The organism is Pseudomonas abietaniphila, assembly GCF_900100795.1.
GTDB classification, from domain to species: Bacteria; Pseudomonadota; Gammaproteobacteria; order Pseudomonadales; family Pseudomonadaceae; genus Aquipseudomonas; species Aquipseudomonas abietaniphila.
In genome coordinates this window covers 112,739-127,136 of the sequence record NZ_FNCO01000015.1, presented here as the reverse complement: position 1 = coordinate 127,136, position 14,398 = coordinate 112,739, and the positions used below count along the sequence as shown (strand labels likewise).

Genomic DNA, 14,398 nt, shown 5'->3' with positions numbered 1-14,398 from the left:
TTTACCCGCAAGGCGTGGACTGTCCGCAAAACCACGCGTGTCGATAGGGGAGCGAACTTGCTTGCGAACACCTCTTCACGCAGCTTACTCAGCGCGCAAGTGCTCCCCACCGTAAACGTTTACTTACGCGTTAGGCTCATCGGTATTGATATACGGCGGCACCTTGGCCAGCGGCAGGCGGCGTGCCTGCTCGATGCCGATGCCCGGACGTTCAGGCAATGGCTCAAGCTTTTGCGGTTTGCCGGTGAGCAACGCACGCTCGACGGCCTCGACCACGCGGACATCGCGCCAACCTTCGTCGCCATCGGGCTCCGGTTCGCGGTTTTGCAGGATGCAGTCGGAAAAGTATTGCGTCTCGCCGCCAAACTGATCGACGACCGGATGGCTGTGTTCGGTGGTGGTGCCATCAATGATCGCGCGGTAGGTGATCGCCACGCCCTTGCCAAAGCCGAAGCAGGGCGATGCCTCAAACTCACCCCGCGTGCCAATCAGCTGAAAGCGCTCCGTGGAGGGCAGGCTGTAGCTGACGGTAAAGGTGGCCAGGCGTTCTTCGGCGAAGCGCAGGGTAACGTTGACGGTGTCGAACGTGTTGATTTCACGGCCCGGCGTCTTGATACCCACCGCGTGGACTTCCAAAGGCTCGGCGGCGAACAGGTTACGCACGGCGTTGATCGGGTACGGCCCCATGTCAGCGACCGGGCCGGCATCGAATCCGCTCTGCATGCGGTGATTGGCGGGGTCGGTGGTCTGCGCAAACGTCGCGGTGAACAGCCGTAGGTCGCCGATATCGCCGGCCCTGACACGACTGATCATCTCCACTGTGCCCGGCTCGAAGTGCAGTCGGTAAGCGACCATCAATTTTGCGCCCGAGCGTTTGGCCGCTTCGGCAATGGCCAGGCAGTCTTCCTCGTTGCTCGCCATCGGTTTCTCAAGCAGCACATGAATGCCGGCTTCCAGCGCAGGCACCGCGAATTCGCGGTGACGAAAATTCGGCGTCGCCAGGTAGATCGCGTCGATCTCGCCCGACGTCAGCAGTGTCTGAAACTCGTCATAGTGATAGCTCTTGAGGTCATACAGCGCGGCGAGTTCGTCGGCTTTCACCGGGTCACCGGTGACCAGCGCGGTCATCACCGAATTGTCGGTCTGCTCCAGCCCGGGCATGAACGCGCCCTGAGAAATCCAGCCCCCGGCGACCACCGCGTAGCGAACCTTGCCGTTTGAGTCAGGCATGTGAAAAGCCTCCTTTATTCAGCGGACGAAGTGTCCGGCGCCTCTGTAGTCGGCAGGCGAGCGCCGCGGAAGTTCCCTTTCACCGCGTACCGATGGGCAATGGCCACTTGATCTTTTCCGGTATTGGCTATTGGGACGTGACCCGTGCGGCGCATAAGCTGGCGGTCTGTCTTTGACAACGAGAGTCGCCATGCGCCCGCCAATAGACCGTCCCCGCCTCGACTCTCCCTCGGTTTCTCCGGTTGCGATCAAGGCCATGCTAGCGCTGGAGCAGGCGGTGAATCGGCTGCCCCTTGAGCCGTCGCTGGTTGCGTTGGTCAAGGTGCGTGCGTCGCAGCTCAACGGGTGTGCCTGGTCGGTGGACCGTTACACCCACGAGGCGAGTTTGCAGGGCGAATCCGAGCGCAAGCTTTACGCGGTGGCGCTGTGGCGGGAGTCGCCCTTGTTCAGCGAGCGTGAGCGGGCGGCCCTGGCCTGGACCGAAAGTGTTACTGGCATCGCCCGCAGCCATGCCCCGGATGCCGATTACGCCTGGTTGTCGACTCAGTTCATTGAAAGTGAACGCGTGGACCTGACGCTGCTGATTTCGACGGTCAACAGCTGGAACCGATTGAGGATCAGTTTCGGACAGGGCCTGGAGTGAAGACACGCTGACAAAATAAGGCTGGCCCTCATGCGATCTGAGTCAGCACATCGCGCAGCCGGTCCAGCGCCGGATCGATGTCCAGGGTTTCGACTGCGCCAAACCCGAGAATCAGGCCGTCCCGTGGCGCAGCGTCGGTGAAGAACCCGGTCAGCGGATACAGCCCGATCTCGACCTTGCGCGCCAGTTCAACCAACAACGGCACATTGATCGGCACTTTGAACATGACCGCCATGTGGAACCCGGCGGTCGATGGAATCGCCTCCATCCATGGCGACAGATCTCCGGCAAATCGGGCCAGAATCCGGTCGCGACGGCCGGCGTAAATGGAGTGGCAGCGGCGAATGTGCTTGTTCAACAGGCCTTCGCTGATGAACTTGGTCAGTGCCCATTGCGGCAACGTGCTGGTATGCCAGTCGGTCAGTTGCTTGGCCTTGATGACGGCTTCACGAATGGCCTCCGGCAACACGGCATAACCCAGTCGCAACTCCGGCAACAAGGTTTTGGAGAAGGTGCCCACATAGGCCACGACACCGAATTGATCCATGCTCTGCAGGGAGTCGGTCGGCCGGCCTTCGTAGCGAAACTCGCTGTCGTAATCGTCTTCGATGATGATCGCGCCGATGCGACTGGCCTTGTGCAGCAGGGCCTCGCGGCGTGCAAGGCTCATGGGCATGCCCAACGGCATCTGGTGCGACGGCGTGACGTAGATCGCATGGGTGTTTTCGGGAATCTGCTCAACGACGATGCCTTCGCTGTCCACCGGGACGCTGACCACCTCAGCGCCTTGCGCCGCGAACAATTGGCGCGCCGGTGTGTAACCGGGGTCTTCCATGGCCACGGTGCAACCCGGTTCGATCAGCACCCTGGCGATCAAGTCGAGCGCCTGTTGCGCGCCGTTGCACACCACAATGTCGTCGGCCGTGCATTTCACCCCACGGGCAAACGCAATGTGACCCGCGATGGCACTGCGCAAAGCCGGCAAGCCTTCTGGCTGACTGTAAAAACCCCGGGCTTGAGTCATCTGGCGCAACGCATATTGCGTGCAGCGTCGCCACTCGTCGTGGGGGAACTGAGTCTTGGCGGTGGCGCCGCCGATAAAGTCGCAACGCAGCGTGCCTTCCAGCGTCGGGTGACGCAGTGGCAGCGAGATGTCCTGCCATTTGCTTATCCGCGTCGCGCTGGCGAGTTGTGAGGTGGTCTGGCGGCGCTGGGTCGGCGCGTTCAGCGCGTTGACGAACGTGCCGCTGCCGATTTTGCCGACCAGGTAGTTCTCATAGGTGAGACGGCTGTAGGTGTCTGAAATGGTCTTGCGCGACAGGCCCAGTTGCGCGGCGAGCAGACGACTGGGCGGCAGTTGTACCCCGGCGGCCAGACGCCCTGATTCGATGTTGTCGCGTAACTGCTCATACAACTGGTTCGCCAGGTCTTTGCGGCCTTGAATGACGATATGAAGTTCCACGACCGGCTCCCGAACGAGATGAGCGACGTTGGCCCACGATCTGGAATTCTAGTCAGCCGCCGTCAAAGCGGTATAGCTGCGCATTCAAAAAAGCCAGGATTGGTCTCCTGTGCGGGGGCATTGGTCAGGTGAAAACAACCGGGATTGGCCGTCGCGTGGAGCAGGGCAGGCGGTTAACGTTGAGGCTCCGAGCACCCGAATGAAGGCCGCCCCGTGGAACCTCGCCTGGACTATTACACCGCCTCGCCCGAGGCGCTCAAGGCAATCATGCTGCTGGAAGCGGCCAACTTCGACTTGTGTGTTGAAAAGGGCCTGATGGAGCTGATCAAACTTCGGGTGTCGCAACTCAACGACTGTGCGTTCTGTGCCGACATGCATGCGACGCAAGCGCGCAAGAACGGTGAGAGCCCGCGCCGCCTGCACAGTCTGGTGGTGTGGCGGACTTGCAGCCTGTTCACCGAGCGCGAACGTGCGGCGTTGGCGTGGTGCGATGCGGTGACGATGCTGGATCAGCCTTCCATGCGGGATGCGCTGTATGAGCAACTCTGCGCGCATTTCAACGAGCGCGAAGTGGTCGATCTGACGGTGGGCATCGCGACGATCAATTGCTGGAATCGGATTGCCGTCAGTTTTCGCAAACAGCCGACGGTTTAAGCGTTGATGTTGCGGGCAGGGTTCGGTCGGTAATCCTGACCTTCGCGACAACCTGGCCATCGGCAAAATCATTCAATCCCGCTATCCTGCGCGCTGTTTTTAAATCGCACCCACACAACAGCTTTCGACGGATATCAAACATGGAGTTCACCAGCGGCTTTTTGCTGAGCCTTTCCCTGTGCCTGGACATCGGCGTCGCCAACATCGCAATGATCACGCTCGCCATGCAGCGCGGGTATCTGCAAGGGTTCTGGCTGGGGTTGGGGACCTGCTTTGGCGATCTGTTCTACGCGATTCTGGCGCTGGCCGGGATGACGGTATTGTTGCAATACGAGTGGGTGCGGTGGGCGCTTTGGCTTGGCGGCTCGGTGCTGCTGATGGGTTTCGCCGTGAAGATGGTGATGTCGGCGTTGAGCAGTCACAGCGGGCTGGTGATGGCCAATGACGTCGACAATCGTTCAGGGCTCAGGGAGTTTTCGCGAGGGGTGTTTTTGGCGGTGTCCTCGCCGACTGCGATCCTGTGGTTTGCCGCCGTGGGTGGGACGTTGATCTCGCGGGCGGGTGGGCATGGCAGTCTGAGCACGGCGTTGTTTCTGTCAGGCTTTTTCAGTGCGGGTGTGGCGTGGTGTGTGTTTATCTGTTTCGCGGCCAGTCATGGCGGGCGGCTGCTGGGTGACAAGCTGTTGAAGGTGTCCTATTGGGTGTCGGCGGCGATTTTCTGTTATTTCGCGGTGTATGTGATTTTTTCGGGGTATCAGGAGTTTATCGTTAACGCGGCGCGGTATTGAGGTTGGGCTTTTTCGTGTTGGTAGGGCTTGCTTGTGAGTGGGGTGGCGTTCCACCTTGCCCGCGATCTGCCGGGAACCGGCAGTAAGATCTGTGCATGCGCAGTATCAGGCATTCCCGAGTCACCCCATCCCCGCAGGCAGCCCCTCATTTCCGGTCTTCATGCAACGTTTACGTCTGTCAACGCTCATAGACATAAGCAACGGCGTAGACAGGATCGTCCCGACCGCGCGCGTGAGCGCCTGGGGCGACCTCTCCAAACCTCATTTGAAGACGGAACCCTGGACCCTATGACCACACCGGACAAGCAGTACGTGGAATGGCTGGTTGAGCAGTCGATGCTCAACGCCGCAAAGCAACGCGCCAAACTTTATGGTGGCCAGGGTCGTCTCTGGCAACGGCCTTATGCACTGGCCCGGCCGCGAGATGCATCCGCCATTGCATCGGTGTGGTTCACCGCGTATCCGGCGTCGATCATCACCCGTGAAGGCGGTTCGGTGCTGGAAGCGCTGGGCGATGAAACGCTGTGGCACGCCTTGTCCGAAATCGGCATTCAAGGCATCCATAACGGTCCGCTCAAGGCCTCGGGTGGCCTCAAGGGTCGGCAGCGCACGCCGAGCATTGACGGCAACTTCGACCGCATCAGTTTCGAAGTGGATGGCGACCTGGGCACCGACGCGCAATTCCTCAACCTGAGCCGTATCGCCGCCGCGCATAACGCGGTGATCGTCGATGACGTGATCCCGTCTCACACCGGTAAAGGCGCGGATTTCCGACTGGCCGAACTCGCCTACGAGGAATACCCGGGCCTGTACCACATGGTCGAAATCAAGGAGGAGGACTGGCCACTGTTGCCCGAAGTCCCGGCCGGGCGAGATGCGATCAACCTGCCACCCGCGACCGTTGACGCATTGCGCGACAAGCATTACATCGTCGGTCAGTTGCAGCGGGTGATTTTCTTCGAGCCGGGCGTGAAAGAGACCGACTGGAGCACCACACCGGTGATCACGGGGGTGGACGGCAAAGCGCGGCGATGGGTGTATTTGCATTACTTCAAGGAAGGTCAGCCTTCGTTGAACTGGCTGGACCCCAGCTTCGCTGCTCAACAGATGATCATCGGCGACGCCCTGCACGCGATCGACGTCATGGGCGCGCGGGTGCTGCGTCTGGATGCCAACGGCTTCCTGGGCGTTGAACGCAAGGCCGAAGGCACCGCCTGGTCCGAGAGCCATCCGTTGTCGATTACCGGTAACCAGCTGCTGGCAGGCGCGATTCGCAAGGCGGGTGGTTTCAGCTTCCAGGAGCTGAACCTGACCATCGACGACATCGCTGCCATGTCTCACGGCGGTGCTGACCTGTCTTATGACTTCATCACCCGTCCGGCTTATCAGCACGCGCTGCTGACGGGCCGGACTGAGTTCCTGCGCCTGATGCTGCGCCAGGTACATGACTTCGGCATTGATCCGGCGTCACTGATTCACGCGCTGCAGAACCATGACGAGCTGACCCTGGAACTGGTGCATTTCTGGACCCTGCACGCCCACGATCAGTACCTGTACATGGGCCAGACCTTTCCGGGCAACATCCTGCGTGAGCACATCCGTGAGGAAATGTACGAGCGCCTTGCCGGCGAGCACGCGCCGTACAACCTCAAGTTCGTGACCAACGGCGTGTCCTGCACCACCGCCAGCATCATTACCGCTGCGCTGGGCATCCGTGATCTGGACAGCATCACGGCGAAAGATATCGTCACCATCAAACATATCCACCTGCTGCTGGTGATGTTCAACGCCATGCAACCGGGTGTCTTTGCCCTGTCGGGCTGGGACCTGGTGGGCGCCTTGCCGCTGCCTGCCGAGCAAGTGGCGCACTTGATGGGGGATGGCGATACGCGCTGGATTCACCGTGGCGCTTACGACCTGGTGGACATGGACCCTGAGGCCGATGTCTCCACAGGCGGCATGCCGCGGGCCAAAACGCTGTACGGCAGCCTCGTGGAGCAACTGCAAAGCCCGGACTCCTTCGCCTCGCAGTTGAAGAAAATACTCGCCGTGCGACGCGCCTACGACATCGCGGCCAGTCGGCAGATCCTGATTCCGGATGTCGAGCATCCAGGCCTGCTGATCATGGTGCACGAGCTGCCCGCCGGGAAAGGCACCCAGATCACGGCGCTCAACTTCAGCGCTGAAGCCATCGTTGAAACCCTGCACCTGCCCGGCATTGCTCCGGGCCCGGTGGTGGACATCATCAACGAGCGGGTCGAAGGCGATCTGACGGAGGAGGGCGAGTTCACCATTACCCTCGACGCCTATGAAGGCCTGGCATTGCGGGTGGTGAGCATGGCCTCGCCGATGATGTAACCGTGCAAGCCGTGAACGCCCCGACGCTTGTCCACCTCTGGAGTTACCGCCTGACCTTCCTGCTCTCCGGCATGTCGTTGGGCGCCTGGGCGCCACTGGTGCCGTTTGCCCGTGAGCGGGCAGAGCTCGACGAGGCTCAACTCGGGTTGCTGCTGTTGTGCTTTGGCCTGGGCTCCATGCTGGCGATGCCGCTGGCGGGGGCGTTGACCACCCACAAGGGTTGCCGGTTCGTGTCGCTGATCGGTGGGGCGTTGATCTGCAGCATGTTGCCCCTGTTGGCGACGCTTTCATCCTTCACCGCGCTGGCAATAACGTTGGCGCTGTTCGGCGCGGGACTTGGCAGCATCGACGTCGCGATGAACGTGCAAGGGCTGATGGTCGAGCGTGACCATCGTCGCCCGCTGATGTCCGGATTTCATGGCTTGTTCAGTCTGGGCGGCATTGCCAGTGCGCTGTTAATGAGCGTCTTGCTGTGGGGCGGTGCGTCGCCGCTGTTCGCGGTTTCGGTCGTCGTGGCGATCGTCGGCGGATTGCTGCTCTGGCATGCCCGGCATTTGCTGCCGTATGGCGCCGACGACCCCGCAGCGCCTTTTGCCTGGCCGTCTGCCAAGGTGCTGGCGGTGGGCGTGCTCTGTTTCATTGCGTTGCTGGTCGAAGGGGCGGTGCTCGACTGGAGCGCCGTGTTCCTCAACCGGGCCCATCAGATTGACCTGTCGGTCGCCGGGAGCGCCTACGCGGTGTTCTCCCTGACCATGGCCGCCGGGCGTTTCTCTGGGGACGCGCTGCGAAAACGGTTTGGCGCTGTGTCGCTGCTGATCGGCGGCGGGTTACTGGTCATGGTCGGTTTTGCCATGGCGGTGCTGTTGCAGCCGTGGCCGTTGTTCCTGTTGGGTTTTGCGCTGATCGGACTCGGGCTGGCGAACGCGTTCCCCGTTTATTGCTCGGTGGTCGGCGCGCAGACTGCGATGCCGGCCGGGCTGGCAATCGCGGTCATCACCGGTATCGGTTATTGCGGCATCCTGCTGGGGCCCGCCCTGATCGGTTTCGTTGCTCACCTCATCGGGCTTCGCGACGCCTTGTTGTGTGTCGGCGTGCTGATGTTGGCGCAAGTCCTGAGCGCACGCCGCGTCGCCAGGCCCTGATCCCACTATTGCTTTGATCAATGTTCAACATTGATCGGCTCAAGTTCTGCTTTTTCCTCCAGAGGCTCAGCATGGCGGCACGCCTACTGAGCCTCCCCTTGGAGAAAGCCGAATGAATCTTCGAATTGTTGCCCTGTTGACACTGGTCGCCGCCCTGGCCGGTTGTGCCGTTCCTGGCGCTCCGCGCTATTCCGATGCGCCTGACGGGCCGTTTCGAGCTTCTGCGGTGACCTCCAGCGTAGCGCTCAAGCATACCCAGACCGTTGGGGTGATTTTCACTGAGAACACCGTGGCCAATCTGGCCTACATGGCGCGCTACAACGCCACGGCGCAAGACGGCCTGGCCGCCAAACTGACGGACAGCCGCATCACTGAGGCCTACGTGAACAGCTCGGACCCTGAGCTGGCGATCAACTGGTTCGCCCAGTCGCTGGAGAAACAGTTCGCGACCGTCGATTTCTACGAAAACCTGGATGACGTCCTGGCCGCCCGGCCTGATGTGATCGTGTTGCTCGACACCCGCAGCAAGCTGGTGACCGAGCGCAGTTCGGACGTTCAGGCCAGCATCTCTGCCGAGTTTTTCGACGGTGATTTCAAGTTCATCGGCAAGGCTGAAGGCAGCGACGCCAAGTCGATGTCGCCGATCTGGAGCCACACCAAACGTGCTCCCGAAATTGCCGCCGACATCAATCAACAGCGTCAGGTGCAGATCAATGCGTTGCAGAAGTTCGACGCCTCGCTGGAATCGCTGATCAAGGCCGAGTCCTGATTCGTGACAAATCCACGGTAGAAGCGCGCTTGCCCGCGGTTGCGGTGGTCCTTTGACTGATTTATCACAGGACCCATCGTGATCGCGGGCAAGCGCGCTCCTACAGGTCGATGCAGATCCCGACCATCCACCCGAAGCACCAACGCGCCCCGGCTCTGGTAGACTTCAGCGCCTTGAATCCAAGGGGCCTCCTATGAACGACACCGTTCGTCTTACCCAATACAGTCACGGCGCCGGGTGCGGCTGCAAGATTTCGCCCAAAGTCCTGGAAACCATTCTTGCCGGCAGTGGCGCACAGAACCTCGACCCGCGTCTGTGGGTCGGTAACGCCTCGCGTGACGACGCTGCTGTCTACGCCATCGATGACGAAAAGGGCGTGGTCTCCACCACCGACTTCTTCATGCCCATCGTCGACGACCCGTTCGATTTCGGCCGTATCGCGGCCACCAACGCCATCAGCGACATCTACGCCATGGGCGGTGACCCGTTGATGGCGATCGCCATTCTCGGCTGGCCGGTCAACGTGCTGGCCCCCGAAATCGCCCGAGAGGTGATCCGCGGCGGCCGCGCAGTGTGTGACGCTGCGGGTATTCCGCTGGCAGGCGGTCACTCCATTGACGCACCCGAGCCGATCTTTGGCCTGGCCGTCACCGGCCTTGTTGAAAAGCGCTTCATGAAGCGTAACGACACCGCCACCGTGGGCTGCAAGCTGTTCCTCACCAAGCCGCTGGGGATCGGCATTCTGACCACCGCCGAGAAGAAGGGCCTGCTGCGCGACGAAGACGTGGGCCTGGCCCGCGACGTGATGTGCACCCTGAACAAACCCGGCAGCCGCTTTTCCAGGCTGGCAGGCGTCACGGCCATGACGGATGTCACCGGGTTCGGCTTGTTGGGGCATCTGGTGGAAATGGCCGATGGCAGCCAGCTGACCGCACGCTTGAATGCCGCCGCAGTGCCGCGCCTGGGCAGTGTCGATTTCTACATCGAGCAGGACTGCATTCCCGGCGGCACGCACCGCAACTACGACAGCTACGGCGAACGTATCGGCGCGCTGACCGAGGCACAGAAACTGCTGCTCTGTGACCCGCAAACCAGTGGCGGGCTGCTGATCGCGGTCGAGCCGTCCGAGGAGGCCGCGTTCCTGGCCATGGCCGTTGAGCTGGGCTTGAGCCTGTCGCCGATTGGCGAACTGGTCGAGCGACAGCGGCTCGCCGTCGAGGTGTCTTGATGCGCGACAACAGCGCCCACTTTCGCGACATCTTTCTCCACGACATCCCGATGATGGACGTGCGCGCCCCGGTGGAATTCGTCAAGGGCGCGTTTCCGGGCGTGATCAACCTGCCGCTGATGAACGATGTCGAGCGGCAGAAGGTCGGCACCAGCTACAAGCAGGAAGGGCAGCAGGCGGCCATCGAGCTCGGCCACCAACTGGTGTCCGGCGAGCTAAAGCAAGCGCGCATCGAAGCGTGGGCGGCCTTTGCCAACGAGCACCCGGAAGGCTTTTTGTACTGCTTTCGGGGTGGACTGCGTTCGCAGATCACCCAGCAATGGCTCAAGACCGAGGCGGGTATTCAGTACCCGCGCATCATCGGCGGCTACAAGGCCATGCGTAACTTCCTGATCGGGGTCACCGAGCAAGCCGTCGCCGAGTGCGATTTCGTGCTGATTGGCGGCCTGACCGGGACCGGCAAGACCGAAGTGCTGCAGCAACTGGACAACGCGCTGGACCTGGAAGGCCTCGCCAATCATCGTGGCTCAAGCTTCGGCAAACACGCGACGCCGCAGCCGGGGCAGATCGATTTCGAAAACCAGCTCGCCATCGACATTCTGAAGAAGCGCGCCACACACCTGCATCAGTTCGTGATCGAGGATGAAGGCCGGATCGTCGGCAGTCGTGCGGTCCCGCTGGAGCTGTACCGGATCATGCAGGCTGCGCCGCTGGTGTGGCTGGAAGACAGCTTCGAAGGCCGGGTCGAGCGGATTCTCAAGGATTACGTGATCGACTTGTGTGCCGAGTTCATTGAGGTGCAGGGTGTCGAAACGGGCTTTGCAGGCTATGCCGAACGCCTGAAACAGAGCCTGTCGAGCATCGTGCGCCGCCTGGGCGGAGAGCGTTATCAGCGGCTGTCAGCGATCATGGACAGTGCGCTGGAAGAGCAGGCCCGCAGCGGCGACGTCGATCAACACCGGGCCTGGATCAGCGCCATGTTGAGCGAATACTACGACCCGATGTACGTCCATCAGCGCGACAGCAAGAACCCGCGGATCGAATTTGCCGGTGATCAGGCGGCGGTCGTTGAGTACTTGAGGCACAGAACGGCTCGGTAACCCTGGCGATGTGGAAGGGTGTGGACGTTCCTGTGGGTGATGGGGTCCCCGTGGGAGCGAATTCATTCGCGAGAGGCCAATACGGTCGACACTCATTCGTGGCCTGAACCACCGCCTCACGAATGAAATCGCGCCCACAGTCCGGGCTGGGTGTAACACAAGTCCCTGGCCCAGACCGCCGCATTTGACGGCAGTCTGGACGCAGGTCCTGCGTCCACTTTTACAACACCGCAGCCCCAATCAAGCCGCTGACGACGCCCATCACCATGGTCAGCACGCCCACCGTCACCAGCACTTTGCTGTCGAAGGATTTACGCAGCATCAGCAGCGACGGCAGGCTCACGCTCGGCAGGGTCATGAGCAAGGCCACGGCCGGTGCGGTGCCCAGGCCGAGCGTCATCAACGTCTGCACGATCGGGATTTCCGCGGCGGTCGGGATCACGAACAGCGTGCCGACGATGGCCAGCGGTACCAGCCACAGCAGGCTGTTGCCCATCGCGCCATCCACATGCGGGAACAGCCACACGCGGGCAGCCCCCAGTACCAGCACGGCCACGATGTAGATCGGGATGGTGGTCCAGAACAGCTGCCAGATTGTCTTGCCCCAACGGCTCAGCAGGCTGCCTTGTTCCGGCGCTTCCGCGTCAACCACGGCTTCCACGGCCTGTTCCGGCAATGCTTCGGGCCGTGAAATACGTTGCGCCACCAGCGAAACGCCGATCACCAGCACAATGCCCGCCACCAGGCGCAACGCGGTGAAACCCCAGCCCAGCACGAAGCCCATGAACACCAGCGTCGCCGGGTTGAGCACCGGGTTGGCGATCCAGAACGCCAACGCCGCGCCTACCGATACGTTCTGCTTTCGCATACCCGCCGCGACCGGCGCCGCGCAGCAACTGCACATCATGCCGGGCAGGGCGAACAGGCCGCCGCGTACGGTAGAGCCCAGGCCGGCACGACCGAACATGCGCAGCAGCCAGTCACGCGGGATCAGCACTTGCAGCAGCGAACCGAGGATCACCGCCAGCACGGCCGCTTTCCAGATCGCCAGGAAATACACCTGAGCGTAAGCCAGCGCAGCGGCCCACGGGTTGGCGGGGTTGTCGTTGATGATCGAGCCGCCGATGTTGTGCGTATCGGCAGCGACGAAGGACTTCAGGTAATACGGCGACCATTTGACGTAGTACAGACCGATGGCGGCCACCAGCAGAAACACCAGAGGTTTCCACCAAAATGACCAGCCACGGCGTTCAGTGGCGAGCGGGAGTGTGGACATGAGGGGCACCGAGGCAAGAAAACAGGGGCGCGATGATACGCTTTCGCAAACCAGTGTAGTAGCTGTTGCAGGGTGTGTCGGGTATGCACAGCAGCGTTCTGCCAGACTGAGGCAACCGATCAGCGTCAGAAGACTCAACGTGTCAGCCTCCGAATACCAATCCCGAAGCGTTCAACAACGCCCGCGTATAGGGCTGCTGCGGATGAGCGAATATCTGCCGGGAGGGACCTTGTTCCACGACCTTGCCGTCCTTGATCACGATCAGGTCGTGGGCCAGGGCATGGACCACGGCCAGGTCGTGGCTGATGAACAGGTACGTCAAGCCGTGGCGGATCTGCAAATCCCTCAGCAAGGCGACAATCTGCTTCTGCACCGTGCGATCCAGTGCCGAGGTCGGTTCGTCCAGCAGGATCAGGTCCGGCTCCAGCACCAGCGCGCGGGCAATGGAGATGCGCTGGCGTTGCCCGCCGGAAAACTCGTGGGGATAACGATGACGCGTTTCCGGATCCAGCCCGACTTCGCGCAACACCCGAATGACCGTTTCTTCGCGCGTCTGTGGCGTGCCGATGCCGTGGGTCAACAAACCCTCGGCGATGATCTGCTGCACGGTCATCCTCGGACTGAGGCTGCCGAACGGGTCCTGAAACACCACCTGCAAGCGTTTACGCAGCGGGCGCATCAGGTTCTGGCTGTGCAGGCTGAGTTCCTTGTTGCCGAAGCGAATCCCGCCTTCGGAATCGATAAGTCGCAAGATCGCTTGCCCGAGTGTGGATTTGCCCGACCCTGATTCGCCGACGATCCCCAGCGTCTTGCCTTTGACCAGCTCGAAACTGACCCCGTCCACGGCCTTGATGTACTGGCGCTCGCGGCTGAACAGTGGCTTGGGCAATGGAAACCAGACCTTCAGTTCATCCACCGAGAGCAGCGTTTGCGCGTGCACGCTGGGCACGGGCTCGCCGTCCGGCTCGGCATTGATCAGCAACCGGCTGTATTCATGCTGCGGGTGGCTGAACAGGGTTTGACAGTCCGCCTGTTCGACGATTTCGCCGGCACGCATCACGCAGACCCGCTGCGCGATGCGCCTGACCAGATTGAGGTCGTGGCTGATCAGCAGCAATGACATCCCCAGTCGAGCCTGCAACGACTTCAGCAGCGCAAGGATTTTCACCTGCACGGTCACGTCCAGGGCGGTGGTGGGTTCGTCAGCGATCAGCAGGTCGGGCTCGTTGGCCAGCGCCATGGCAATCATCACCCGTTGCCGTTGACCGCCGGACAACTGATGGGGATAGGCGTTGAGCCGATGCTGTGGGTTGTGGATGCCGACCAGCTCCAGCAATTCAAGCGTTCGCGCACGCGCCGCCTTGCCTTTGAGGCCTTTGTGCATCGCGAGGATTTCACCGATCTGTTTTTCCACCGTGTGCAGCGGGTTGAGCGAGGTCATCGGCTCCTGGAAGATCATGGCGATCCGGTTGCCGCGCAGGCCGCGTAACTGGCTGTCGCTGGCATGCACCAGATCGATGCCGTTGTAGCAGATGTTGCCTTGCGTGGTGACGGTCTTCTTCGGCAACAGGCGCAGGATCGAGTGGGCCGTCACCGACTTGCCCGATCCTGATTCACCCACCAGTGCCAGGCATTCACCCCGGCGGATGCTCAGGTCGATGCCGTGGACCACCTCGGTGCCATTGAAGGCCACGCGCAGTTGGCGGATCTCGATCAGGCTCTCATGTTTAGCGTCGTTCAAGGTCGCA

General features: G+C 61.5%; 12 protein-coding genes. 8 read left to right on the top strand and 4 right to left on the bottom strand.

What is annotated here, in order from left to right:
* Positions 1-123 precede the first annotated feature (123 nt).
* Entirely contained in the window at positions 124-1,230 is a 1,107-nt protein-coding gene (locus BLS87_RS24990; protein WP_074756752.1) for a Gfo/Idh/MocA family protein, read from the bottom strand.
* Between the two features lie 190 nt (positions 1,231-1,420).
* Between BLS87_RS24990 and BLS87_RS24985 the strand changes: the two genes are divergently transcribed.
* A complete protein-coding gene (locus tag BLS87_RS24985; protein WP_074756750.1) occupies positions 1,421-1,873 on the top strand; it encodes a carboxymuconolactone decarboxylase family protein in 453 nt (150 codons plus the stop codon).
* 28 nt (positions 1,874-1,901) lie between these two features.
* On the opposite strand, the gene pdxR is transcribed toward BLS87_RS24985, so the two are convergent.
* Complete coding sequence (pdxR, locus tag BLS87_RS24980) at positions 1,902-3,335, bottom strand: MocR-like pyridoxine biosynthesis transcription factor PdxR (protein WP_074756748.1); 1,434 nt, start codon at positions 3,333-3,335, stop codon at positions 1,902-1,904.
* Positions 3,336-3,548: 213 nt separating this feature from the next.
* Between pdxR and BLS87_RS24975 the strand changes: the two genes are divergently transcribed.
* From BLS87_RS24975 to mnmH, 7 genes are all read left to right on the top strand, one after another.
* On the top strand, positions 3,549-3,989 hold the full coding sequence (locus tag BLS87_RS24975; protein WP_074756746.1) for a carboxymuconolactone decarboxylase family protein: 441 nt from the start codon (positions 3,549-3,551) through the stop codon (positions 3,987-3,989).
* Positions 3,990-4,129: 140 nt separating this feature from the next.
* On the top strand, positions 4,130-4,777 hold the full coding sequence (locus tag BLS87_RS24970; RefSeq protein ID WP_074756744.1) for a LysE family translocator: 648 nt from the start codon (positions 4,130-4,132) through the stop codon (positions 4,775-4,777).
* Between the two features lie 288 nt (positions 4,778-5,065).
* On the top strand, positions 5,066-7,135 hold the full coding sequence (treS, locus tag BLS87_RS24965; RefSeq protein ID WP_074756742.1) for a maltose alpha-D-glucosyltransferase: 2,070 nt from the start codon (positions 5,066-5,068) through the stop codon (positions 7,133-7,135).
* Positions 7,136-7,137: 2 nt separating this feature from the next.
* A complete protein-coding gene (locus BLS87_RS24960; RefSeq protein WP_074756740.1) occupies positions 7,138-8,277 on the top strand; it encodes an MFS transporter in 1,140 nt (379 codons plus the stop codon).
* A 112-nt stretch (positions 8,278-8,389) separates the two neighbouring features.
* The gene (locus BLS87_RS24955; protein WP_074756738.1) at positions 8,390-9,046 is read left to right on the top strand and encodes an ATPase; all 657 of its coding nucleotides are present in this window, start codon (positions 8,390-8,392) and stop codon (positions 9,044-9,046) included.
* A 193-nt stretch (positions 9,047-9,239) separates the two neighbouring features.
* Positions 9,240-10,274, top strand: a complete 1,035-nt coding sequence (gene selD / locus BLS87_RS24950) for a selenide, water dikinase SelD (RefSeq protein WP_074756736.1) — start codon at positions 9,240-9,242, stop codon at positions 10,272-10,274.
* A complete protein-coding gene (gene mnmH, locus BLS87_RS24945) occupies positions 10,274-11,374 on the top strand; it encodes a tRNA 2-selenouridine(34) synthase MnmH (protein ID WP_074756734.1) in 1,101 nt (366 codons plus the stop codon). The genes selD and mnmH overlap by 1 nt, the downstream gene beginning before the upstream one ends.
* 220 nt (positions 11,375-11,594) lie before the next feature.
* Here the strand turns inward: mnmH and BLS87_RS24940 are convergent, their stop codons facing one another.
* Both BLS87_RS24940 and BLS87_RS24935 read right to left on the bottom strand, forming a co-directional pair.
* A complete protein-coding gene (locus BLS87_RS24940) occupies positions 11,595-12,650 on the bottom strand; it encodes a permease (protein WP_074756732.1) in 1,056 nt (351 codons plus the stop codon).
* Positions 12,651-12,792: 142 nt separating this feature from the next.
* The gene (locus tag BLS87_RS24935; RefSeq protein ID WP_074756730.1) at positions 12,793-14,391 is read right to left on the bottom strand and encodes an ABC transporter ATP-binding protein; all 1,599 of its coding nucleotides are present in this window, start codon (positions 14,389-14,391) and stop codon (positions 12,793-12,795) included.
* Between the last annotated feature and the right edge of the window lie 7 nt (positions 14,392-14,398).